Raw genomic sequence first — 22,113 nt, forward strand, 5'->3', positions numbered from 1 at the left:
GGAATATGGGATACCCATGGATATAGTGTTTTTACGTGATCTCAGAATTGAAACAGTGATCGGTATCTACGATTGGGAGCGGGAGATCAAGCAGACGGTCGTGCTGGATATCGATATGAGTACCGATGTGCAGCGTGCGGCTGCCACGGAAGATATTACCGATGCGGTAGATTACAAGGCAGTCTCCAAGCGATTGATCAGTTTTGTAGAAGAGAGTGAGTTTCAGCTGGTCGAGACGCTGGCGGAGCGCTGTGCGGCGATTATTCGCCAGGAGTTTGATGTGCGTTGGGTACGTTTGACGGTGAATAAGATCGGCGCCGTAAGCGCGGCCAGTGATGTGGGTGTGATCATCGAACGGGGCGAGCGTTTCTAGTATGGTCAGAGTGTGGATCAGCCTGGGCAGTAATATCGATCGGGAACATAATATCCGTGCGGCGCTGCATGATCTGCATGGGGAGTTTGGCTCACTCATGATCTCACGTGTGTATGAGAGTGAAGCGGTCGGTTTTTCCGGCGATGCCTTTTATAACCTGGTGGTGGGGATTGATACGGATCGCCCGGTGCAGGATCTTATGACGCTGTTCCGGGCTATTGAATCAGCACATGGCCGCACTCGCGAAGGGGGCGGATTTGCCTCCCGAACGTTGGATATTGATCTGCTTACTTATGGTGATCAGATTGTGACCGTAAAAGGTGCCCATCTGCCACGTGATGAGATCACCCGCTATGCCTTTGTATTATTGCCCCTATCTGAATTGGCCGGTGACAGTGTTCACCCAGAGCTGGGGGAGACGTATCGGACGTTATGGGCGCGTTTCGATCAGACGTCTCAGCGACTCTGGCCCGTGCCTTTCGAGACGGGGCTGTCGGCTGTTTGAGCGTTATTGCTGGACGCTTCGTCCCCCATCAACCGCAAGAATCTGGCCCGTGATATAGGGGGCATCCAGCGCCAGAAAACGCACGGTGCGGGCGATGTCTGAGGGTGTCCCCAAGCGGCCGAGTTGTGTGCGGGAAAGGATGTTGTCTTTCTCCTGTTCATCAAGCGCTTGGTCGGGCCAGAGTATTGCCCCGGGTGCAACACCATTGACCCGAATCTCTGGACCCAATTCACGGGCCAGGGACTTGACCATCATGGCGTTGCCGGCCTTGGCCATACAATAGATGGCGTGTCCTGCCATTGGGCGCTCGGCATGAATATCCAGCAGATTGATGATAGACCCGTGCTGTTTTTTCAGTAGAGGGGCTGCTGCAATCGATAGAAAAAACGGCGCCTTGAGATTACTCCCCATCAGATCATCCCATTGTGTGAGGTTGAGACTGTCCACAGGGGTTGGGTAGAAAGACGAGGCATTGTTAACCAGGATATCCAGACGGCCTCGCCACTGTTCGATCTGGCGAATCATGTCAGCCAGTTTGTCAGTCGCATTCAGATCAGACTGGATCAGTAGTACCGAGTCGCTACGCTGGTTCTCCAATTCCTGCTTGAGTGTCTCGGCTGCCGCTGCGGAGCTGCGATAATGCAAGACAATATCCTGTCCGCTTTGATGCAGCGTGCGTGCTATTTCAGCGCCAATTCTCTGGGCGCTGCCGGTTATCAGGGCCACGGGTTGATCTGCTATTGCCACGCTCGGCTCTCCCTTGATTTCTGCTCTACCCCGGGTCTTGCTAAACTAGGGGCTACTGGTGTTCCGCAATCTGTGGTTCTACCCCTACCACTTTATACCGAACGGGCAGGTTTACGAAATTCATGAATGATAGGATCACCCCCCGGGCGGCTGAGGCTGTCGTGGCTCAACTGCCGATACCTGACGCTGATGCCCAGCAACACAGCCTGAATCTGGTCTCTCTGATTCGCGATGAGATTGCAGCCGCAGGTGGAAAGCTGGCCTTTGATCGCTATATGGAACTGGCCCTCTATGCACCGGGTTTGGGATATTACACGGCTGGTGCCAGAAAATTTGGTGAAGCGGGTGACTTCATCACCGCACCTGAGATTTCACCGCTGTTTGCGCAATGTTTGGCCACACAATGTGGTGATCTGTTGCAGGGGATGCCTCAGGGCGAAATCCTTGAGGTGGGTGCTGGTTCCGGGGCGTTGGCGGCTGATCTGCTGCTGGCGCTGGAGGAGAGGGGTGCGCTCCCCAGTCGCTATCGCATACTGGATTTGAGCCCCGATCTGCAACAAAGACAACAACAAACACTGGCACAGCGTGTACCACATCTGCTGGATCGGATTGAGTGGCTAACGACTTTTCCGGAGGCAGGTTTCTCAGGTGTGGTGATTGCCAATGAGTTGTTGGATGCCATGCCGGTTCATCGTTTTCGGATAGCCAGTGGAGAGATCCTGGAGCAGTATGTCACTTGGCAAGGAGAGCAGTTTCAACTGATCTGGGCTCAGCCGACGTCTCCCCATTTTGAACAGCGTGTCGCAGATCTGCTGCAATCGGTTGACGTGTTGGATGATTTGGAATCAGAGATCAACCTGCGTGCCGCTCCCTGGCTTTCGTCACTAAAGGATTCCATGCGCGAGGGGCTGGTTCTGCTTATCGATTATGGTCATAGTCGAGCGGAGTATTACCACGTTTCTCGAAATCGCGGCACACTGATGTGCCACTATAGACATCGTGCTCACCCTGATCCGCTCGTCTATCCCGGATTGCAGGATATAACGGCGCATGTCGATTTTACCGCCATTGCAGAGGCAGCCCAAGCCGCTGGCTTTGATGTGGCGGGCTATACTACACAGGCCTATTTTTTGCTGGGCAGTGGTCTTGAGCATCTGGTTGCGGCCTCTGATCCGAATGATGTGGAGACCCACATGACGCTGGTTCAAGGGATTAAAAAACTCACGCTTCCCACTGAGATGGGTGAGCGTTTTAAAGTTTTGGGATTGACGCGGGAATGGAATCACAGCCTGCGAGGTTTTGCTATGAGGGATATGCGTGAAAGGCTCTAGGATTCTACTGATGCTGTTACTGGTTGTGTCGTTGATGGGATGCAACAGTGCACCAGATCGAAACTCACCCATCAAGACGCGTGATTTTCAAGTCGAGGATATCGCCAAGAGTGATGTCGATATGGTTACGGAGATCCAGCTTCGCTACAGCCTGGAGTATTTGCAGGAACTCATGGATAAGCTCTATCGTCGAAACCCGCGAGAGTGGCCGAAGGGTGGCGCGGAATCACTCAGCCAGGCGGTAGATCGGGTTTTCGGGACAGGCCGTGATGGGGTGTTTCCTGAGCTGCAAGGCAAGCGGGGAAGTGACAGCATTGCGCTGGCATTTGACTCGTACTACTCCGGTGATCGGGTGTTGGCCTTTGTCGAGGGACTGCGAGGGATGATTCTGCAGGCGCATAACAATAAGCAGAGCTTCTATCTGACGGATGAACTGGATCCGCAAAAGCTCTACAACGCCGCGCGTAATATTGAGATAGCAATCTGGAAGCTGAGCCATGATCGCGACAGCGAAGGGCGGCTTTTTCTGATCAGTAATGAGACAGGGGGTCGAGTGAATAATCTCAGCTATGAGCGCCTGTTAGGTAAGCTGATAGCCATACAGGACAGCATGGCCAGAATTATTGCTCAGAGTAGTAATCGCAGGATCAAGACGATTATTCAGTCGGTTGCCTCGGCGGTTTTTATCCCGATGTGAAGTGTTGAGATAGTCGAATGGTTGCAAAAGATACTAAAAAGAGGGTAGATTAACCAGGGGCCAACATTGAGAGGCGAATTCGTTATGCCAGCATATAAAAGTGACTTTATGCCAGGTGATATTCTGGAGTTGTTTGGAGAAACCTATCAGGTCATCGAAAACGATGGTGTGCGTGGACAGTTGATTCCTTTTCCATCGGAAGAGATACCACCCCACGAGGTGATCTGGGCAGAGGAGTCTGGTCAATATCTGCGCATAGGCAATGCCGAATTACCTGGGCCTTCGCCCTGTTCAACAGGTAATGGCACTTGCCCAACAAACGGGCGCGGCTCACCGCTTTAGGCTGGGGCTTTATTGATTCAACGGCGTGTTGAATTCGGTCGTTTTTGTTAATTGTGGGGCTCGACTGTTTCGCATAAGATAACCCCTCAGCCCAGCCCTTCCGCTTGGGTTATTCGCTTTCGTACTGAAGGAACGGCCTGAGCCATGATCGCTGTATTTAATGCACTCATCCCGGTGATCGCCATTATCGTACTCGGGATGTTGTTGCGCCGGACCACGCTATTCAGTGATGAGAGTTGGCTCGGATTTGAAAATCTCTGTTACTTCGTTCTGTTCCCTTCCCTACTGATCAAGACGCTAGCCACAGCAAAAATTGCCTCAACAGAGCTGTTGCTGTTTTCAGCAATGGTGCTGTTTGCCATCTTCGGCATGAGCCTGCTGTTGCTGATATTTCAACCAATGATGAAACGCTGGCTGCATATCAATGGCCCCGCCTTTACCAGCCTGTTTCAGGGTGCGACCCGTTGGCATGGCTTTATTGCGCTATCCATCGTGGGGTTGCTGTATGGCGATGAGGGTGTGGCTTACATGGCGATCATCATGGCGGTTATTATTCCGCCATTGAATGTGATCAATGTCGCTGTGTTGGCGCGTTTTACTGACGGTGACAGCAGTCTGAACGATGTGCTGCATAAATTGTTGCGCAACCCATTTATTATCGCTTGTGTGATGGGTGCTACATTGAATCTTACAGGCATTGGCCTTCCATCACAGCTCTACTCACTGCTGGATATTTTAGGCGGTGGCGCACTCGGTTTGGGATTACTCTCGGTAGGGGCTGGGTTGCGATTTTCGTTGGTACTGGATCATCGCGTGCTCGTTTCGTTTGGTGCGGCAATACGCTTACTGGGTATGCCATTGCTGATGTTTGCCGGGGCCTGGTTGTTTGGTATTGAAGGCATGCCGCGTACGGTGGCCGTTATTGCGGCGGCGGTACCGACAGCCGCCACCTCCTATATCCTGGCACGCCAGATGGGTGGTGATGCACCGTTGATGGCCAACCTGATTACTGTCCAGGTGATCGCTTCAGCCATAACGCTGCCGGTAATGATCTGGGTGGCAGGTTTCTGATTGAGGCGCTAAAGTGAGTCTTAGGTTTGCGTCATTTGAAGTGTACCCGTTGGATGAGGCGCATTAGACGCTCAGCATAGGGAGACCATAATGGCTCTGTTTGAAGGATTTCCTGCTGCAACTTTGCAGTTTCTCAGCGAATTAAACCTCAACAATAACAAGACCTGGTTCAATGACAATAAGTCCCGCTATGAGGCTTTAGTGCGCGAACCTGCACTGGCCTTCATTGAATCAATTGGCCCGGGTCTGACAGAGATATCGCCCCATTTTCGCGCTATCCCGAAAAAGGTGGGTGGATCATTGATGCGGGTCTACCGCGACACCCGCTTTGCCAAAGACAAGACGCCCTATAAGACGAATATCGGTATTCAGTTTCGGCATGAATTGGGGAAAGATGTTCATGCACCCGGTTTTTATGTGCATATTGAACCTGAAGGCTGTTTTGTGGGGGCGGGCATCTGGCACCCCGAATCCAAAGAGCTTAACCAGATCCGCACCTTTATCGATGACAACCCTGCCGCCTGGAAAAAAGCGGTGCAGGGTGGTGCATTTGCCAAACAGTTTCAACTTGAAGGGGATTCTTTAATACGCCCGCCCAGAGGTTTCAGTGCAGATCATCCATTGATCGATGATCTGAAAAGAAAGGACTTCATTGCGATAAAGTCCATTGCCTCTGACTCCATTCATGGCAAACGTTTTACCCAGTCCGTATTAAAGGATTTTCAACAAGCTGACCTATTGATGCGCTATCTCTGTACGGCCCTGAATGTGAATTATTGAGCGGGTTCTACTCCTCGAAAAAATATTAATATTTGCTTATATTTTTCGTTGCTCTATGATGTTCATGCCTGATTAAATTATTAGGTATTTCAATGTCTTATATAGATATAAATAAAATATTGTGTCTGAGGTTCAGGATATGCAGTCAGGTCCCCGCGAGATCCAAACACCGTTCCGCCCCATTCCCCTGGAGGTGCCGGAAGGGATGATGCCCAATGAGTTTTTCAATAGTACAGAAAACCTCAATGACCTGGTGCATAACAACGGCTTGTTAATGAATCCGGAAAACCTGCTGCTCTATCGCAAAGCACTCGGGCACAGCAACGAGTTTGACGCATCAATTATCTATAACACCTCAAACTGTATCCTTGATCCCCTGGGTAGACCGGTGCGCCGGACCCAGGTGCCTAATCATGTTCGGCATGTCTGGAATCGGATGAATCAGGTGTTGATTGAGTATATGTTGGAGCAGTATCCGGACCCGAATGAGGCGCTGATTCTCGCGGGTGAGGCGAGTCTTGATGCGACTTGGCCGTTGACCTCGCCGGGCGTACCCAGTATTCGGATGTTGCACAATCACTTTATTGCCTTTGACAAGAAACAGATAAGTGATGCCAGGTTTGCCGATGAGAAGAATCCCAATTTGACCGATGGTGGGCAGCACAGCCTGTTTCAAGCCTACATGCATGATGTCTATTATGAGTTCTTCTCACAGCTGGAGTTGGAGATTCTTAAGCCCGTAACCGACGGGACCTGTCGCATTCAATTGACCGGCTATCCTCAGGGCCTTCCCAGTTGGGAGGTACAAGGTGGCGTGGATGTACTGAAGAGTATCTATTTCTGGCGTGAATATGATGCCATTCTCAAGGGATTCATCGATTTCTATCGCACCTTCTTCACCCAGGTTTCAACTCGCAATGCCCCTATTCCCAAGGATGCCTACTATCCAGAGCAGATAGAAAGCACCCTGCTCTATAATAATGATTTTCTCAAGACAGCCAAGAAGGTGCGGGATCAATGTGTGCATGATGCCAAATACGCCAATGCCATTCGCTGGCAGCCGGCGTTTAAGCAGCTCCTGTATCGTGATGATACGGGGCGGCTGGTGGTGACAATCAGTCAAAACTCTATCGGAAATGCCATTACTGAGTTATTGGGTGTGGTGGTAAAGCGCACACCGGATGCAGCAGCCTATGAAGAGAAAGAGCCGAAGTTGATAGAACGATTGCTGGAAGTGCGGCGGAGATTGGTTGAGGCCGACTTGGGTGAGCCGATCAGCACACAATATTGGGGCAGTGAGTAAGGCTTATTGATAGGTTTTACCTGCATGCTTTAGCCAGCCGTCGATATGGCGTCCATTTGGATCATGGTGTGTCCAGTGAACAACCCCGCCTTTTGGATTCCATTCATATTCACCAAAGAACTGAAGGGTGTCACCTTTCCTTAGCGAATCAATCCTTGGTGCCAGATCGATGTTGTGCGAGATCAGCAGCGTCTGAGTGCTGGATATTTTTAGCAGAAACTTCTGGTGCCGGCTCCCCTCGTTATCATCGGCCAAGAGGTGTAACACAGTGCCACTTCCACTGACCTGTATATCGCTCAGCCGATTGTCATAGGCATACTGGAGAGACTGCGTGGTAGTGGTCTGACGATTATTATCAGGGTTAGGTGCATAGCGTGCGTTTTCGTTATACCCATAGAGCGCGACCCCAACCAGCAGTATCAGCCCGAGTATTTTTTTTATCTGATTCATATCGACAGTTCTGCTATTCGCCAGTCTGCGCCGAATGTTAAGTCTGGAGGATCAGAGGCTTTACTTATGGCGTTTGTCCCGAACAACAAGCGCCTTTGAATTGGTGGAACCAATTTGCCGCGACTCAATGTCAAAAAGAGTGGTGGCTGCAACCAGTTCTCCTAATTTCCCATAGCCGTAATTTCGCGGATCAAAATCAGGTGACTGTTTTGCAATAGTACTTCCGACAGGCCCAAGATGTGCCCAACCACTGTCATCGGACGCGGTATTTACTGCATCCCGCAATAGTCGAATCAATTTCGTGTCTTTCTTTAATTCACTGCTGGATTTTTTAACAATAGCGGCACTTTCATCGCTCTTTGCGCGTAAGACTTCTGTGTAGATGAATTTGTCACAGGCAGAAACAAAGGGTGCGGGCGTTTTCTTCTCGCCAAAGCCGTAGACCAGTAACCCGGACTCTCTTATTCTGGATGCCAGTTTGGTGAAATCGCTGTCGCTGGATACGATGCAGAAACCGTTAAAGTTATTCGTATAGAGCAAGTCCATCGCATCAATAATCATCGCGCTATCAGTGGCATTTTTACCCTTGGTGTAGGCAAATTGCTGCATCGGCTGGATCGAGTGTTCCAATAGAACCTCTTTCCAACCTTTCAGGCCGGGAGAGGTCCAGTCACCGTATATTCTTTTGACGCTGGCGGTCCCAAAATTGGCAATTTCAGAAAGCAATCCATCTACAATACTGGGTTGCGCATTATCGGCGTCAATAAGGACAGCCAGTCTGTCAGAATTTTCCATAATTTATGTGTTTGCTAATCCGTTTCAGGTTAATGATCACAGTATGTATTCAGACTAGCAGACTTTTATTAGCATCAGAACCCATTCTATGAAAATGCCTCAATGGTCCAGTTTCTCTGACATAATAAAGCCGATTTTAAAAAGTGGAGACGGTTTTGCTTAACTTATTCAAAAAACAGCGGGAAGTGTTGGATGACGCCTCGATTGCCTGGCAGTTCGAGCTGTTTGCCTGGGCTTTGCGCGAGTTCGACTCGGATCTCTTTTTTCAGAGCACGCTGTTAGTCACACCCACTAATGAACACTTCCCTGGTCGAGTAGACAGCGTGGAGGGTATGGCTAATCTAATACTTGAGCAGGTGAAGCAGTATGCTCATCTGGGGCATTGGCCCTGTCGATTGGTTACTCAGGATGTGTATGACCAATCCCAGCAAGGCCGGGTTGCCATCCCTGGCGCAGTGCGTAGAGGGGGTGATATTTTGCCGCCCAATACAGAGGCGCAGTTGATCATCGCCTATGATCCGGGTCAGGTAGGCAATCCAGAGGCTCTGATCGGTTCATTGGCACATACCTTGGCACACTACCTTGCGACTATGGCAAAAGAGCCACCACCGGGTGGGAGTGAGAACTGGCCCCATGCCTGTGAAATTCTGACGGTATTTCTTGGTTTTGGATTGATGATGGCGAACAGTGCCTTCAACTTTAGGCGGGGTGGGTGTGGTAGCTGTGGCGCAGCTTCGACAGCACGGGAGAGCTACCTCTCACAGTATGACTTAACCTATGCCTTGGCTATCTTCTCGGTACTTAAGGCTCTGCCGGAGAAACAGGTGATCCGGCATCTTAAAAAATCACTTCGCGGCTATTTCAAAGAGGCCATGCGGGATGTTCGTGGTAGAGAGGCGTCATTGGAAAACCTGAGAATGTCGCTTGATTCCGTATCGATCTAGAAAACCATCCTATAATAAGGGTTAGACTTATCATTAACCGTGATTGATAAGACCTATTGAGCGAGATCATCTTTTTAACAGGTTGGGCTTTTACTCTGGCACTGGGTTGTTATGATGCTATTCCGAGGAAAAGCCTATTTACCTAGTATAAATATGGATTATTTACGAAAAGTCTATCAGCTGAATGTCAGTCTCTTGGGTGTAGTCCCCGAGGTTTGGAGGCAGCTTCGCGTTGCTGATAGTGATACCTTGGCGGATTTGCATAACACCCTGCAGATTGCCATGGGTTGGACCAATATTCACATGCATATGTTTATCAAGGATGGTGATAAATACGGTGTGCCGGATGATCAGTTTCCGGATGATACGGCCAATGAGCAGCAAACCCGTCTACGCCAGGTATTGAAGAAGGAGGGGGAGAATCTGCTCTATATCTATGACTTTGGCGATGCCTGGGAACATCGGGTGGTGCTGGAGAAGATTCTTCCCTATGACCTTTCACAGCCCTTGCCCCTTTGCTGTTATGGTGAGCGCGCCTGTCCGCCAGAAGATGTGGGTGGTCCGCCAGGTTATGACGAATTCATTGAGGCCACGGCAGACCCGTCACATCCTGAGCACGACTATATGGTTCGTTGGATTGGGGGTGATTTTTCACCTGATCTTTTTGATATCAGCCTCACCAATGAACTGCTCCGAGATAAACATCGTCGACTGGGTTGACCGCATTTCAGTGAATGGTCGGTATACGTTTTAGAGGCTCTATCAGATTTTCCAGGCCGTTTGTTTTGATCTCAAGCGCTAATGCCAGCAGTTGTCCCAGCTTACCCTCAGGAAATCCCTGGTTGGCAAACCAGAGCAAATAGGGCTCCGGCAGGTCAATCAACAGACTCCCTTTGTATTTGCCGAAGGGCATCTCCATCTTGGCAAGTTTGATCAAATCTTGTTTTTCAAACATAGCTGTTATTCAGGTTTCTTGGGTTTTCGTGTCAGTGGTTTATGCCCTGCTTCCCGTGGTGCCTCTTGCGAACCTGTGCCACTGGGTTGGCGCCGCTTACCAATATTCTTTTTGTCCCGTAGACGCTGTTTGACTTTCTTGGCCTTGGGCGTCTCTTCCTTTGCAGCGATCTTGCTTTTCTTGCTGCCAGCGGATTTTCCTGAGCTTTTGATCTTTTTCGGTCCTTTGTATTTACCGGCGACTTCTCGAATCGTGCGCTGCTCGAATTCGTGTTTGAGGTAGCGTTCGATGCCGGTCATCAGGTTCCACTCCTGATGTGAGATCAGCGAAATGGCCAGGCCCTGTTCGCCTGCCCGTCCGGTGCGGCCAATGCGATGGACATAATCCTTGCCACTGCGGGCCATGTTAAAGTTGATAACCAAGTCTACGCCCTTGATATCCAGACCACGGGCAGCCACATCAGTGGCTACCAGGACCTTAATAGTGCCCTGGCGTAGAAAACCCATGATCTGGTTTCGTTCGTCCTGGGTCATATCACCATGTAATACGCCAACCCGCAGGTGCTCTTTTCTGAGCTCCGGGCCGAGGGCGTCGGCCTGCAGCTTGGTGTTGGTGAACACCAAGGCCTTATCATAGGTTTCATTTTTCAGCAGCCAGGCCAATATGCGTTGCTTATGCAGCTTGTCATCAGCGGGGATGACCTGCTGGGTAATATTACTGTGGCGGTCCCGTACGGTACTGAGCGAGATGATTTCCGGCTCTTTGAGTAGCGAGTCGGTGATAGTGCGCAGGCCTCGATGCCCCAGTGTTGCGGAAAACAGCAGCGTCTGGCGCTTTTTATTGCACTGTTCAGTAATTTTCAGTACGTCTTCGCTGAATCCCATATCCAGCATCCGATCGGCCTCATCCAGGATCAGTACTTCCAGGTCACGAAAATCGGGCGTGTCCTGTTCCAGGTGTTCCAGCAAGCGGCCTGGGGTAGCGACAAGTATCTCGGGATTTTTTCGGAATAGGGCGCGCTGATACTTGAATGATTCGCCGCCGGTAATCAGGCCGATCTGAAGACGGGTTTCGCTGATCAGCTTTTCCCCCTGCTTAAGGATCTGATGACCCAGCTCACGGGTTGGCACCATGATCAATACGCGGGTACCACTCTCCGGGGCCGGCTTATTCAGCAGGCGATCGAGTGTAGGCAGCAGGAAGGCAAAGGTTTTTCCGCTCCCGGTCTCGGCGCTTGCCATCAGATCCCGGTTCGCCAGGATCACCGGGATGGCTTGTTCCTGGATCGGTGTGGCCTCTTTCATGCCAAGCTTTTCGAGGGTTTGGAGTAAGAGGGTGTGCAGGGGGAAACTGGCTAGCAACGGGGTCACCTTAACAAACAATGGAATCGGAAAAGCCGGTATTGTAATCCATTGTAGTCAGGATGTTGGGATATTTGCTGTTGTGAAGCTGATCGTGCATCTGTGAGATAATCCGAGCGAGAGGTCTGATCCAGCCTCTGTCACTGAATCAGGGTGAAATTGTGAAGCAGTATGAGGTTGTCATTATCGGGGCTGGTGCCGCCGGTCTCATGTGTGCGGCGACGGCTGCCCGTCGTGGGCGTCGTGTCGCCTTGCTGGATAACAGCAAAAAAGTGGGTAAGAAGATCCTCATGTCGGGTGGCGGCCGGTGTAATTTTACCAATCGTATTGTAGAGCCCGATAATTACGTCTCGGCTAATCCACATTTCTGTAAATCGGCATTGAAGCGCTACACCCAGTGGGATTTTATTGCACTGGTAGAGCGCTACCAAATTCCCTATCACGAACGTGAACATGGCCAGCTTTTTTGTGATCACTCGGCACGACAGATCCTTGATATGTTGTTATCCGAGTGTGAAAAGGCGGGGGTCAGTTTAGTTACCGATTGTGAGATACAGACCATCGACTACTCAGCTGGTTATCGGCTCGCAACCCGTCAGGGTGATTATGAAACGAACTCGCTGGTGGTGGCGACGGGTGGACTCTCAATACCGACCATGGGGTCAAGTGGCTTCGGGTATGAGATCGCCCGACAGTTTGGTCTTAAGGTATTACCTGTGAGCGCTGGGTTGGTGCCTTTCACATTCAGTGATCGCATGAAGGGTGTGACAGAGCGTCTGTCTGGTATCGCCCTCCCGGTAGCGATTTCCACGGGTGATAGGACCTTTTCAGAGCAGATGCTGTTTACCCATCGGGGATTGAGCGGCCCTGCTGTACTGCAGATATCCAATTACTGGCAACCGGGCGATACTATTCGGGTTGACCTTCTGCCGGGTGAGTCTGCCCATGAATTACTCGGGTTATGGAAAAAAGAACACCCTAAAGGTTTGTTGAAGAACCTGTTGGCGAGGCGATTACCCAAGAAACTGGTAGTCGAGTTGATGTCGTTGTATTGGTCAGAATGGAGTGAGCGGACGATTACTGATATGCCGGATCAGCTACTAAAAGGTATTGCCGATCATCTCAACGGTTGGTTATTGAAACCGGCAGGGACGGAGGGTTATCGAACCGCTGAAGTGACCCTTGGGGGCGTCGATACGGATGAACTTTCATCCAAGACCTTTGAGAGCAAACGCCAGCCGGGCCTCTTTTTTATCGGTGAAGTAATGGATGTCACCGGTCATCTTGGTGGGTTTAATTTTCAGTGGGCCTGGTCCTCCGGTTATGCCGCAGGACAGTATGTCTGAGCCGCATATCCTTCCCATGTAAAGAGTACGTGAATATTCCAAAACACTTATCTATTAAGTGTATGATTAATGTCGTTTAAGTTTCATCTGCAAGTGTCGCTACCCCCTACATGACCGCTGAAGATATGGCGGCAGAGGATGTGGGTGGCTATTGATTGCAGAACCTTGTCTGCTCCCACTTGTTAATACTGATTCCGATGAATGATCCGGACTGCCCGTTGGGACGCGTTTTATTATGAAAATCAAGACAAAATTGACTGTTGGTGCCAGTCTCCTGATGTTAATACCGGTGGTGGTTGTGAGTGCCGTACTCGGTTGGGTTGCCGTTGAAAATGGCCGCGAAGCACTTGAAACCAAGGCGCAGAATCAAATGATTGCTCTTCGAAACAGCAGTCAAAAAGCGATAGAGCGTTACTTTGCCACTGTACAGGCGCAGATTGTAACCTTGTCCGACAATCGTATGGTTGTCGATGCCCTGAAATCGCTCCCCAATGCCTATACCAACTATCAAAGTAGTGTAGAGGCGACGGGTGAAGCCGGTGCCCCTAAGCTTGAAAAGATGCGCAAGGAGTTAGTGGCGTTTTATCAAGGACCGTTCGCTGATGAATATAAAAAGCAGAATGGCGGGGTGCAGGTTGATGCGGACAGTTGGGTTGAAAAGTTATCGGGTACTGGGGTTACACTTCAGCATGCCTATATTGCAGCGAACCCCAATCCGCTGGGTCAGAAGAGTGCGATGGAGGCTCCGGAAGATGGATCACTCTATGAGGTGATGCACAAGCGTTTCCATAACTCGCTGAAGGATTACCAGGAGCGGTTTGGTTATTCTGATATTTTCCTGGTCAATGCTAAAGACGCAGAAGTGGTCTACTCCGTATCTAAAAAACCGGAATTTGCCACATCATTGACTACGGGTCCCTTTGCGGAGAGTCGACTGGCGCAGGTTTTCAAACAGGCCAACGAAGCAGATGACCCGAGTTTCATCGCTATTTCTGATTTTGCTGAATACGCCCCCTCGTTCGACAATCAGACGGCCTTTTTTGCCTCACCTGTATTTAGTCGCGGTACTCACATTGGTGTGCTGATATTTGAGCTCTCGGTTGAACGGCTTTCCGATATCATGACGCATGATCGGCGTTGGGCCGATGTTGGGCTGGGTGAGTCAGGTGAAAGCTTCATTGTGGATCAGAATTATCTGCTGCGTAGCGATAGCCGTTTTCAAATTGAAAATGAAGCGGGTTACCTGGATAGTTTGAGCAAGGCTGGGCTGTCGGCTGAGCAGATTAACAAAGCGAAGGCAAAACACTCGGGTATTGGTATCCAGCTATTGAAATCACCCTCGACAGAGGCGGCCATAGCCGGTGAATCGGGCATTAATAATTATGTAGATTATCGGGGTACTGAAGTGCTCAGTGCCTATGCGCCGCTCAATATTCCCGGTTTCAAGTGGGCGGTTCTCGCTGAAATGAGCACGGAAGAGGCGTTCCGCTCTGTTGAGGCGTTGAAGAGTAGTATTGCCGGTGTGGCGATCGGACTTGCTGTGGCTGTATTTGTTATTGGCGCCCTGATTGGCTGGATTTTTACCGGGATTATTGTGCGTCCGATCCAGCACACTGTTGATGCGGTAAAGGATATTGCGGAGGGCGAGGGTGATTTGACTCGTCGTCTTGATGCACGCAGTAAGGATGAATTGGGTGAATTGGCCGGTTGGTTTAATCGCTTCCTGGATAAGATGCAGGGTGTTGTCGGTGAGCTGAATGGCGTCACACAAAATCTCTCTGTTTCGGCTGAACAGCTCTCTCAGGTATCTGAGCAGACACGCATAGGTATCAGCAATCAACAGGGTCAAACCGAGCAGGCTGCAACGGCGACTAACCAGATGGCGGCTACTGTTCAAGAGGTGGCAAAGAATGCAGAGTCAGCGGCCAGCTCTGCTATGCGGGCGCGAGATGAGGCGGCCGAAGGAAAAGGCACGGTTGATGAGAGTATTGCGGCTATCCACGCGCTTTCAGAAACAGTTGAAACGGCTGCGGGTGTCATCGGTCGTTTAGAGCAGGACAGTGTTGAGATTGGCGGCGTCTTGGATGTGATTCGGAATATTGCCGAGCAGACCAATCTGTTGGCGCTTAATGCGGCCATTGAAGCAGCCCGTGCCGGTGAGCAGGGACGTGGGTTTGCTGTCGTTGCCGACGAAGTGCGTACGCTGGCTTCCAGGACTCAGAAGTCTACCCAGGAGATCCAAGAGATGATTGAGCGTCTCCAGTCGGCCTCCAAAGAAGCAGTAAAATCAATGGGTGAAACCAATATTCAGGCTAAACGCGGTTCGGACTACGCGGTGCGAACGGGTGAGGTGTTGGAGTCAATCACCAACTCTATTAATCAGATCAGTGATATGAATACCCAGATTGCCAGTGCCGCTGAAGAGCAGAGTGTAGTGGCCGAGGAGATCAATCGTAATGTCGTTGGGATCAATGAGATTGGTGAGCATACGGCGCAGGGTGCGCAGCAGACAGCCTCGGCCAGTGAAGGATTGAATAATCTCGCGGGTCAACTACAGCGTATCGTAGGGCAGTTCAAGATATAGCACAGATCGCCATGGGGATCAGAAGGCGCTCCCGGTTCGGAGCGCCTTTTTTTATGCAAGGTCAACGGTCATTTTCAGGGGCAAGCCTATCGAAGATATCGGCACTGCTTTTTGGTTTAACAGGACGATTTAGCAGGTTCATCATGCGGATTAATCGCCGGCTCTTTGGGCGAATTTCCAGACCCTGATTCAGATAACGGCGTGCCTTCAGTGTACGGCCGTTATTGATTTGAATCTGAGCCAAGTCGGCATAGCGGTTGGCTATTTTATCCAGACCCTTGGTCGCCTCTGGATGCCCGGGTTCCTGTTGTAGAATAGCTTGATAATAAAAGCGGGCGCTGTCGCTGCTAGGGTAGCTCAGTTTATCCGCAGCGAAACGCTGTTGCGCCTTAGCGAGCAGATTGTTGAGATCAGTTTTCGGAGAAACTGCCGATGTGGTCTCTTCTGTATCGGCGTCCACTGTTGGTTTCGCTACTTCTTCTGGCTCTAGTTCCGTTGCCGTTTCACTGATCGGCGCAGAGGGGGCCTCTTGTTCAGCCATGCTGGCTGGCGCCACTATGGCCATTTGTGTTGACGCTTCAGCTTGGTTAGATGCTTCTGCTGTTGGGGATGAGTCAGGGGCATTTGTCATTTGTCTGAACCCAAACCAACTCAATAGAAGAAAACCGCCCAGTGCAGGATAGATCAGCCAGCGATAACTCTTTGATGGAGAAGCGGCAACTTCCATAGAGCGAGTCTCAGAAGTCGGATTTTCTGTATCCTGAGGGTCAAGCAGTAAACGTTTCTTGTTGCGCAAGGGCTGCAGGTTCATCAACAGTTCTGCGCCACTCTGGAAGCGATCCTCCGGCTTCTTTGCCAACAGCTTATCCAGAATGGGCTGTAGGCTGGCGTACTGTTCAGGTAGTTTGGGTAATGGTTTCTGAATATGGGCCATCAATGTGGCAGCAAAACTGTCTGCCGTATAAGGCTTTCTCCCGGTGAGCATCTCATAGAAAATGATGCCCAGACTGTAAAGGTCTGAGCGCCCATCAACCCGCCGGTTTCCCTGTGCCAATTCCGGGCTGAGATAGTGTGGACTGCCCATTACGGTGCCGGTCACGGTGAGATCATTATCGGCCTGAATCAGCTTGGCAATGCCAAAGTCGGTCAGTACGGGAGTGCCATCTGTCCCGAAAAGGATATTTGAAGGTTTTATGTCCCGGTGGACTACGCCTTCGCCATGCACGTAGGCAAGACAGCCCGCAAGGCGGACGAGGATCTTCAGGGCCTGGGACGGCTTGATGCCCTGGGCAATTCGGGACTTGAGATCGCCTCCAGGCAGAAATTCCATGGCTATGTAGTAAAATCCTTCGCCCTGGCCGATGTCATAAATCGACACCAGATTGCTGTGATTGAGTCGAGCGATGCAGCGACCTTCGTTGAAGAAGCGCTCAAAAAACTGCGGCGTATCCGGATCATGCAGAACCTTAAGTGCCACCGGTCTGCCTAATGACATCTGGGTGGCGAGATAGACGGTTGCCATCCCGCCCTTTCCCAGAACGCGCTCAATGCGATAGCCGGGGACTTGAATCTGTTGGCTCGGGTTCATTCATGGTTCCGTAAGCTTTAACGCGGGTGGGAACTGGGTCAGTTTCAGTTCCTGTTAGGAAAGAGGTTAACGCCTTATATAAATGTTTCGTCCGAAGTCAGTGAAAATTGAGAACCAATTCACCTATTTTGGCGGTAAATGTGATGCCTGCCAGGTCTTTTTGGCTTGAGCTGCGGCCCGGCTGCGGGCCTGGAATAGGGTGTCTGCAATCTGTAGCGGATCATGGCACTGTTTGGCGATCGCTCCAGTATCTACCGCTGCTGCCGCTTGTTGGATCGCTTTGAAGTAGGCGGCCTGTGGATAGGCGCACGTCTCAAACCCTGTACGGCCACGCGAATCGGCCTCGCAGGCCGCGAGGAACTGCTCAAACCGGTCAGGTCGTCGTAGTGCATCCAGCGCCATCAGGGTTTTGACCAGTGTGGCGGGTTTGAGCTCAAATGCCCGATGGCAATGCGTATGATACTCCGCCACCAACCGTGAAAGTTCCCGGAAACGATTGGGAATTCGCAGGGTATCGCACAGGGCATCGATAAGTTTAACGCCCCGCAGTTCATGTCCGTGATGACTTGGCCATTGGTCAGGTGGGGTGGTGCCCTTGCCAAGATCATGCAACAGCGCAGCCAGACGTGTCTCAGGATCTTTGCGCAAGCCTGCTGCCTGATTGAGTACCATCAGACTGTGGATGCCGGTGTCGATCTCTGGGTGATGCTTGGCCGGCTGTGGCACACCAAACAACCGATCCAATGCGGGCATGACGATACCGAGTGTCTTTAGATCACGCAGGGTCTCAAAAAAGACGACCGGAGCATCACTCTCCAGCGCGTGTTTCACTTCTGCCCAGACCCGCTCCGAAACCAGTCCATTGAGTTCACCACATGTGACCATTTTGTGGATCATGCGGCGTGTTTCGTCGGCAATGCGAAATCCCTGGGGATTCAAGCGGGCCGCGAATCTGGCCAGTCTTAGTACCCGGATTGGGTCTTGTCTGAAAGTAGGGGTGTGACGCAGTATCCTTGCTTGTATATCCGCTTGACCATTCAAGGGGTCAATGATGTCACCCTCAGGTGACAGGGCCATGGCATTAATCGTCAGATCACGCGCTACCAGATCATTGCAGACCTGCTTGAATTCGTTCTGCTCCTGCGTTTTACCTCTAGGTAAGGCGTATTCTTCCGTGGTAAGTGGGTGTAGGAAGACACTGAAATCCTGGCCAACCCTGCGAAACCCCTGTGCCAACAGCTGCTCTGCAGTGATGCCGGTTACGAGCCAGTCATGATCACTCTCGACCAATCCCAGTAGACGATCCCGTACGGCACCACCCACCAGATAGGCACGCATCCCTGAAATGTTAGAATGACTCACTATGACGACTCAATATCCTGTTAGCTCAGCATGAAACAGCGCCCCAAAACGCTCGGTTGTGGCCTCATACTGATGACTGCCTTTTTGGTTCTGCAAGGCTGCAGTTCCCTCAGCTATTATAGCCAGTCTATTGGCGGACATCTGCAGTTGATGGGACAGCGTCGTCCTATTGTGGCGGTTTTGCAGGACCCAGAGACTCCCGATAGTTTAAAGCAGCAGTTGGCAGCCATTAAGCAAATACGTGATTTTGCTTCGGACTCCCTTGCCTTGCCTGATAACGACAGCTATCGAAGCTATGCTGATCTAGAGCGTGATGCCGTAGTCTGGAGTGTCGTCGCTGCACCTCAATTCTCCATGCAGCCCAAGCAGTGGTGTTATCTGGTTATTGGCTGTGCCAGTTACCGCGGTTACTTCTCGCGTCAGAGTGCCGATTTGTATGCCGATGAATTGCGTGCGCAAGGGCTGGATGTGGCTGTGGAACCAGTGCCTGCTTACTCAACATTAGGTTGGTTTGATGATCCCCTTCCCAGTACTATCGTGGGTTGGTCTAGCCCCCGAATTGCCGGATTAATTTTCCATGAATTAGCTCACCAACAACTCTATGTGAAGGACGACAGTGCCTTTAATGAGGCATTTGCCGGTTTCGTGGAGGAGGTAGGTGTTGTCAAATGGTTAGAGGATCAGGATGCACAACGCCTTGAGCAGTGGCAACGCTCACAGCAGCGCGAACAGCAGTTTATAGGCCTGCTGTTGGAAACACGTAAACAGCTACAGGTGCTGTTTGATCAGGCGTGGACGCCTGATCAGATGCAACAGCGTAAAGCGACACTCTACCAATCACTGCGTGAGCGGTATGAGTCGTTGAAGAAAACCTGGGAGGGTTATTCGGGGTTTGATGGCTGGTTTGATCGGGATCTGAATAATGCCCATCTAGTGTCTATTGCTACTTATGAACAGTGGAAGCCCGCTTTAAAACAGTTGCTTATCGAGGCGGATGGTCAATTACCTGCTTTTTATCAAGCCTGTAGATCATTAGGATTGTTATCAGAAGAAGAGCGCAGAAAACGTTTAATAGTATTGATGGCCCTATGACTAGCGTTTTATATGGGTCCGCCTTTGTCGTAGTGTTTGGTTGCGTGTCCAACATTAATCTATACGTTCGAATTAAAAGTCTAGCTAAACGTAGTGAATGCCTTTCAGACTGTATTTATGAATGGTGGGGTGTGGCTGGATCTAGGGGAAACCCTATGGAATGTCAGTTTACTTTACATGTTCAGTTTAAAAATGACCCTAACGGATGTTTTTTTTGGAAAAAAGGGCATTGCATTGACTTTTTTGGACGCTAAGCGGCCTATATTTACGAAAGGTGTTAATTTTATTTTACAAAGTGCCTGTCGCGGATGCCATGCATCAAAAAAATACAATAAAAATCAATATACTATGGTTTTGGTATGATTAATGCATCCTAATAATGGTGTTTTTAAATTGCCTAGTAAAATTTGATTTGTAGCTGTCCAATGGAGAGGAGGATCTTTCAATGAAAATAGTTAAAAAGATAGGGGGTGTACTTATTGCGGCCCTTATAAGCACCCCGGCTTTTTCAGGTAATATATTGCTGACCCAGTTTGATTACACGGGTTACACTGAGATGAAGGCAAACCTCGAAGCGGTAGGCCACACGGTAACTATTGTTGACGCAAGAACAGGCGGAAGCCTGGCGACATCACTGGCATCGGGTAGCTACGATAGCTTGTTTGTTTGGGATCTGACTTCGACCAGTTACTTAAATCAAGCTGACCGCGATGCAGTACAGACCTTTTATGGGGCACATAATAGTGTCGTAATGGATTCACGTTCTTACGGGTATCATTTTCAGCCCAATAACGCCTCAGAAGTGGCGCTGATACAAAATGTTGCCGCTGCGTTTGACAGCTTTAGTGGTGGTATCTGGTTTGGTACCGATCACAATCCAGACTGGACAATGAATGTTAATCCGATTCTAGCGCAACTGGGATTTGATTTAATAACAGGCTCTCATGATAATGCCGTGAATGATGTGGACCCTGCGTCGATACTGCTTACCGGTGTTACCACTACAGATCTTTGGGGTTCTGGTGCCAGTGTTGGTCATGTATCGCTTGGTATTCAGCCCAATGGTGTAGATATGCGTTATCATTTTGGGCATTCATCAGCAGCATCAGGTGCGATACCCTACATTTCGGCAAATTTTGGTGACTATATTGCGCCAAATGAAGATCCCAATGATCACAATACGAATAATGTTCCAGAGCCTGCTACCTTGGCACTCTTTGGATTAGGATTGTTAGGGTTTGGATGGAAACGCAGTAAGGTTTAGTCACTTTTTGTATATGAAAAACCCGCCAGATTGTAGGCGGGTTTTTTTGTCTTTCGCGGTTTACCTGGCTGACTTGACTTGGGTTACCTACCAACCAATGCGGATGTAGCGGAGCAGATTGTCTGAGGGATCAAGGAGTATCAACCGGCCTTTTGACTCGGCAAATTGATAGGGTCTTGCCTGTCCCGTCTGTAAATCCTGCAGCACGATCATTTGTGGATGGATTTGTTGTAAGCGTCCTTCCAGGTAATTATCACGATCCAGATAGATTCTGAACTGCTGATTTCTTATTACCAGGATTTCCCCCCCTTCGCCTTGCCAGCTGCCATTCAGCGGAAATTTTTGCGGTCCATAGGGCGTGGGTGGGTAGGGGTAGGTTTCGCCATAGTGGGGTGAGTAGCCGGGCGGGGTGACGTATGCCCCGTAATTGTCGTTATCACGTTCGTGACGTCGCCGTTGATAGGCTGATGAGAAGGCATCCATCATATCAAACAGGGTTTCAGCCATGTTGTTATAGCGATTCGGATACTCCAGGCTGTGTGTATTTAGGGGTATCACTGTCAGCAGAATCAGTGTGATAAAAACCCGGTTTTTCTTCACCTTTACCCTCACAATTGCATTACCTTGAGCTTCACTCAGTTTATCAGATATTTCTATTTGCATTATCAAAGGCATAGAGATACTTGCCAGTTGCATGAAATGGTGTTTATCTTAGTGTACCTTTTAGTAAAAAAACTAGATTAAGAAAGGTCAGGAAATGGGGTCTATGCACAATAGCAGTGGGCAAGAACGTCGCGCCCGTACACAAGAAATGGTCGATAAATGGCTGGCAGAGCGGCAGCAGATGTTGGTGCTGTATTGCAAGTTGGCCGGCATTGAATCATTCGATCCAGATAAACCAGAGAAACAGCTATTACGGGATTTCTGCCAGCTGTTGGTAGACTATGTGGCCTTTGGGCATTTTGAAGTCTATGACCGGATCACTTCGGGTGAAGAGCGTAGGGGGGAGGTGATCAAAGTGGCGGAGAAAGCCTATCCGCGTATCTCAGAGGTAACGGATATAGTGGTGGCTTTTAATGATAAGTACGACCTGAGTGATCATATTCAGTCCATGGATGAATTGACCGAAGATCTCTCAATGCTCGGGGAAGAGTTGGCGAATCGCATTGAGCTTGAAGATAAGCTGGTTGGTGCGCTGTTGCGCTGAAGGGTCTTCGGCTGAA

Annotated in this window: 23 protein-coding genes; 15 read left to right on the top strand and 8 right to left on the bottom strand. The window is 50.2% G+C overall.

What is annotated here, in order from left to right:
• Nucleotides 1–16 precede the first annotated feature (16 nt).
• Together folB and folK are read left to right on the top strand one after the other, a co-directional pair.
• Complete coding sequence (gene folB, locus FHP88_RS01995) at nt 17–373, top strand: dihydroneopterin aldolase (protein ID WP_144357304.1); 357 nt, start codon at nt 17–19, stop codon at nt 371–373.
• 1 nt (nt 374) lies between these two features.
• Entirely contained in the window at nt 375–878 is a 504-nt protein-coding gene (folK, locus tag FHP88_RS02000) for a 2-amino-4-hydroxy-6-hydroxymethyldihydropteridine diphosphokinase (protein ID WP_144357305.1), read from the top strand.
• Nucleotides 879–881: 3 nt separating this feature from the next.
• Here the strand turns inward: folK and FHP88_RS02005 are convergent, their stop codons facing one another.
• Nucleotides 882–1,604 (bottom strand): pteridine reductase, encoded by a 723-nt coding sequence (locus FHP88_RS02005; RefSeq protein ID WP_335341576.1) that lies wholly within the window; start codon nt 1,602–1,604, stop codon nt 882–884.
• Between the two features lie 143 nt (nt 1,605–1,747).
• Between FHP88_RS02005 and FHP88_RS02010 the strand changes: the two genes are divergently transcribed.
• The 6 genes from FHP88_RS02010 to FHP88_RS02035 all read left to right on the top strand — a co-directional run bounded on the left by FHP88_RS02010 (nt 1,748) and on the right by FHP88_RS02035 (nt 7,149).
• On the top strand, nt 1,748–2,956 hold the full coding sequence (locus tag FHP88_RS02010) for a class I SAM-dependent methyltransferase (RefSeq protein ID WP_144357307.1): 1,209 nt from the start codon (nt 1,748–1,750) through the stop codon (nt 2,954–2,956).
• A gap of 10 nt (nt 2,957–2,966) precedes the next feature.
• Complete coding sequence (locus FHP88_RS02015) at nt 2,967–3,653, top strand: hypothetical protein (RefSeq protein ID WP_144357308.1); 687 nt, start codon at nt 2,967–2,969, stop codon at nt 3,651–3,653.
• An 84-nt stretch (nt 3,654–3,737) separates the two neighbouring features.
• Nucleotides 3,738–3,995: a hypothetical protein gene (locus FHP88_RS02020; protein WP_144357309.1), complete on the top strand. Its 258-nt coding sequence runs from the start codon at nt 3,738–3,740 to the stop codon at nt 3,993–3,995.
• Between the two features lie 144 nt (nt 3,996–4,139).
• The gene (locus tag FHP88_RS02025; RefSeq protein ID WP_144357310.1) at nt 4,140–5,066 is read left to right on the top strand and encodes an AEC family transporter; all 927 of its coding nucleotides are present in this window, start codon (nt 4,140–4,142) and stop codon (nt 5,064–5,066) included.
• 90 nt (nt 5,067–5,156) lie between these two features.
• Nucleotides 5,157–5,846: a DUF2461 domain-containing protein gene (locus FHP88_RS02030; RefSeq protein WP_144357311.1), complete on the top strand. Its 690-nt coding sequence runs from the start codon at nt 5,157–5,159 to the stop codon at nt 5,844–5,846.
• A gap of 139 nt (nt 5,847–5,985) precedes the next feature.
• Nucleotides 5,986–7,149, top strand: a complete 1,164-nt coding sequence (locus FHP88_RS02035; protein WP_144357312.1) for a hypothetical protein — start codon at nt 5,986–5,988, stop codon at nt 7,147–7,149.
• Between the two features lie 3 nt (nt 7,150–7,152).
• On the opposite strand, the gene FHP88_RS02040 is transcribed toward FHP88_RS02035, so the two are convergent.
• Both FHP88_RS02040 and FHP88_RS02045 read right to left on the bottom strand, forming a co-directional pair.
• Entirely contained in the window at nt 7,153–7,599 is a 447-nt protein-coding gene (locus FHP88_RS02040) for a DUF3465 domain-containing protein (RefSeq protein WP_144357313.1), read from the bottom strand.
• Between the two features lie 60 nt (nt 7,600–7,659).
• Complete coding sequence (locus FHP88_RS02045; protein WP_144357314.1) at nt 7,660–8,394, bottom strand: NYN domain-containing protein; 735 nt, start codon at nt 8,392–8,394, stop codon at nt 7,660–7,662.
• A gap of 155 nt (nt 8,395–8,549) precedes the next feature.
• Here FHP88_RS02045 and FHP88_RS02050 point away from each other — a divergent pair, with 155 nt between their 5' ends.
• Complete coding sequence (locus FHP88_RS02050) at nt 8,550–9,338, top strand: hypothetical protein (RefSeq protein ID WP_144357315.1); 789 nt, start codon at nt 8,550–8,552, stop codon at nt 9,336–9,338.
• A gap of 153 nt (nt 9,339–9,491) precedes the next feature.
• Nucleotides 9,492–10,058 carry a plasmid pRiA4b ORF-3 family protein gene (locus tag FHP88_RS02055; protein ID WP_144357316.1) on the top strand — a complete coding sequence of 189 codons (567 nt, stop codon included), beginning with the start codon at nt 9,492–9,494 and terminating at the stop codon, nt 10,056–10,058.
• A 7-nt stretch (nt 10,059–10,065) separates the two neighbouring features.
• On the opposite strand, the gene FHP88_RS02060 is transcribed toward FHP88_RS02055, so the two are convergent.
• A complete protein-coding gene (locus FHP88_RS02060) occupies nt 10,066–10,293 on the bottom strand; it encodes a DUF3820 family protein (RefSeq protein WP_144357317.1) in 228 nt (75 codons plus the stop codon).
• 5 nt (nt 10,294–10,298) lie between these two features.
• A complete protein-coding gene (locus tag FHP88_RS02065) occupies nt 10,299–11,654 on the bottom strand; it encodes a DEAD/DEAH box helicase (RefSeq protein ID WP_260843132.1) in 1,356 nt (451 codons plus the stop codon).
• Nucleotides 11,655–11,815: 161 nt separating this feature from the next.
• Here FHP88_RS02065 and FHP88_RS02070 point away from each other — a divergent pair, with 161 nt between their 5' ends.
• Both FHP88_RS02070 and FHP88_RS02075 read left to right on the top strand, forming a co-directional pair.
• The gene (locus FHP88_RS02070) at nt 11,816–13,000 is read left to right on the top strand and encodes an NAD(P)/FAD-dependent oxidoreductase (protein ID WP_144357318.1); all 1,185 of its coding nucleotides are present in this window, start codon (nt 11,816–11,818) and stop codon (nt 12,998–13,000) included.
• 235 nt (nt 13,001–13,235) lie between these two features.
• Entirely contained in the window at nt 13,236–15,584 is a 2,349-nt protein-coding gene (locus FHP88_RS02075) for a methyl-accepting chemotaxis protein (protein WP_144357319.1), read from the top strand.
• 61 nt (nt 15,585–15,645) lie between these two features.
• Here FHP88_RS02075 and FHP88_RS02080 read toward each other — a convergent pair whose 3' ends face one another.
• Together FHP88_RS02080 and FHP88_RS02085 are read right to left on the bottom strand one after the other, a co-directional pair.
• Nucleotides 15,646–17,172: a serine/threonine protein kinase gene (locus tag FHP88_RS02080; protein WP_144357320.1), complete on the bottom strand. Its 1,527-nt coding sequence runs from the start codon at nt 17,170–17,172 to the stop codon at nt 15,646–15,648.
• 123 nt (nt 17,173–17,295) lie between these two features.
• On the bottom strand, nt 17,296–18,510 hold the full coding sequence (locus tag FHP88_RS02085; protein ID WP_144357353.1) for a multifunctional CCA addition/repair protein: 1,215 nt from the start codon (nt 18,508–18,510) through the stop codon (nt 17,296–17,298).
• A gap of 54 nt (nt 18,511–18,564) precedes the next feature.
• Between FHP88_RS02085 and FHP88_RS02090 the strand changes: the two genes are divergently transcribed.
• Nucleotides 18,565–19,626: an aminopeptidase gene (locus tag FHP88_RS02090; RefSeq protein ID WP_144357321.1), complete on the top strand. Its 1,062-nt coding sequence runs from the start codon at nt 18,565–18,567 to the stop codon at nt 19,624–19,626.
• Between the two features lie 445 nt (nt 19,627–20,071).
• Complete coding sequence (locus FHP88_RS02095; RefSeq protein WP_144357322.1) at nt 20,072–20,890, top strand: PEP-CTERM sorting domain-containing protein; 819 nt, start codon at nt 20,072–20,074, stop codon at nt 20,888–20,890.
• Nucleotides 20,891–20,977: 87 nt separating this feature from the next.
• On the opposite strand, the gene FHP88_RS02100 is transcribed toward FHP88_RS02095, so the two are convergent.
• A complete protein-coding gene (locus FHP88_RS02100) occupies nt 20,978–21,553 on the bottom strand; it encodes a hypothetical protein (RefSeq protein ID WP_144357323.1) in 576 nt (191 codons plus the stop codon).
• A gap of 103 nt (nt 21,554–21,656) precedes the next feature.
• On the opposite strand from FHP88_RS02100, the gene FHP88_RS02105 reads away from it, so the two are divergent.
• On the top strand, nt 21,657–22,097 hold the full coding sequence (locus FHP88_RS02105) for a sigma D regulator (RefSeq protein WP_144357324.1): 441 nt from the start codon (nt 21,657–21,659) through the stop codon (nt 22,095–22,097).
• The last annotated feature ends 16 nt before the right edge of the window (nt 22,098–22,113 follow it).

This window comes from Sedimenticola selenatireducens, assembly GCF_007625115.1.
Taxonomy (GTDB): Bacteria; Pseudomonadota; Gammaproteobacteria; order Chromatiales; family Chromatiaceae; genus Sedimenticola; species Sedimenticola selenatireducens_A.

What these genes read in the sequence shown, in the direction of transcription:
- FHP88_RS02010 (WP_144357307.1), top strand. Translation starts at nt 1,748, where the DNA reads ATGAATGATAGGATCACCCCCCGGGCGGCTGAGGCTGTCGTGGCTCAA.
- FHP88_RS02060 (WP_144357317.1), bottom strand. Translation starts at nt 10,293, where the DNA reads ATGTTTGAAAAACAAGATTTGATCAAACTTGCCAAGATGGAGATGCCC.
- FHP88_RS02085 (WP_144357353.1), bottom strand. Translation starts at nt 18,510, where the DNA reads ATGCGTGCCTATCTGGTGGGTGGTGCCGTACGGGATCGTCTACTGGGA.
- FHP88_RS02055 (WP_144357316.1), top strand. Translation starts at nt 9,492, where the DNA reads ATGGATTATTTACGAAAAGTCTATCAGCTGAATGTCAGTCTCTTGGGT.
- FHP88_RS02035 (WP_144357312.1), top strand. Translation starts at nt 5,986, where the DNA reads ATGCAGTCAGGTCCCCGCGAGATCCAAACACCGTTCCGCCCCATTCCC.
- FHP88_RS02105 (WP_144357324.1), top strand. Translation starts at nt 21,657, where the DNA reads ATGCACAATAGCAGTGGGCAAGAACGTCGCGCCCGTACACAAGAAATG.
- FHP88_RS02045 (WP_144357314.1), bottom strand. Translation starts at nt 8,394, where the DNA reads ATGGAAAATTCTGACAGACTGGCTGTCCTTATTGACGCCGATAATGCG.
- folB (WP_144357304.1), top strand. Translation starts at nt 17, where the DNA reads ATGGATATAGTGTTTTTACGTGATCTCAGAATTGAAACAGTGATCGGT.
- FHP88_RS02040 (WP_144357313.1), bottom strand. Translation starts at nt 7,599, where the DNA reads ATGAATCAGATAAAAAAAATACTCGGGCTGATACTGCTGGTTGGGGTC.
- FHP88_RS02080 (WP_144357320.1), bottom strand. Translation starts at nt 17,172, where the DNA reads ATGAACCCGAGCCAACAGATTCAAGTCCCCGGCTATCGCATTGAGCGC.
- FHP88_RS02095 (WP_144357322.1), top strand. Translation starts at nt 20,072, where the DNA reads ATGAAAATAGTTAAAAAGATAGGGGGTGTACTTATTGCGGCCCTTATA.
- FHP88_RS02075 (WP_144357319.1), top strand. Translation starts at nt 13,236, where the DNA reads ATGAAAATCAAGACAAAATTGACTGTTGGTGCCAGTCTCCTGATGTTA.
- FHP88_RS02025 (WP_144357310.1), top strand. Translation starts at nt 4,140, where the DNA reads ATGATCGCTGTATTTAATGCACTCATCCCGGTGATCGCCATTATCGTA.
- FHP88_RS02090 (WP_144357321.1), top strand. Translation starts at nt 18,565, where the DNA reads ATGAAACAGCGCCCCAAAACGCTCGGTTGTGGCCTCATACTGATGACT.
- FHP88_RS02020 (WP_144357309.1), top strand. Translation starts at nt 3,738, where the DNA reads ATGCCAGCATATAAAAGTGACTTTATGCCAGGTGATATTCTGGAGTTG.
- FHP88_RS02100 (WP_144357323.1), bottom strand. Translation starts at nt 21,553, where the DNA reads ATGCAAATAGAAATATCTGATAAACTGAGTGAAGCTCAAGGTAATGCA.
- folK (WP_144357305.1), top strand. Translation starts at nt 375, where the DNA reads ATGGTCAGAGTGTGGATCAGCCTGGGCAGTAATATCGATCGGGAACAT.
- FHP88_RS02030 (WP_144357311.1), top strand. Translation starts at nt 5,157, where the DNA reads ATGGCTCTGTTTGAAGGATTTCCTGCTGCAACTTTGCAGTTTCTCAGC.
- FHP88_RS02015 (WP_144357308.1), top strand. Translation starts at nt 2,967, where the DNA reads ATGCTGTTACTGGTTGTGTCGTTGATGGGATGCAACAGTGCACCAGAT.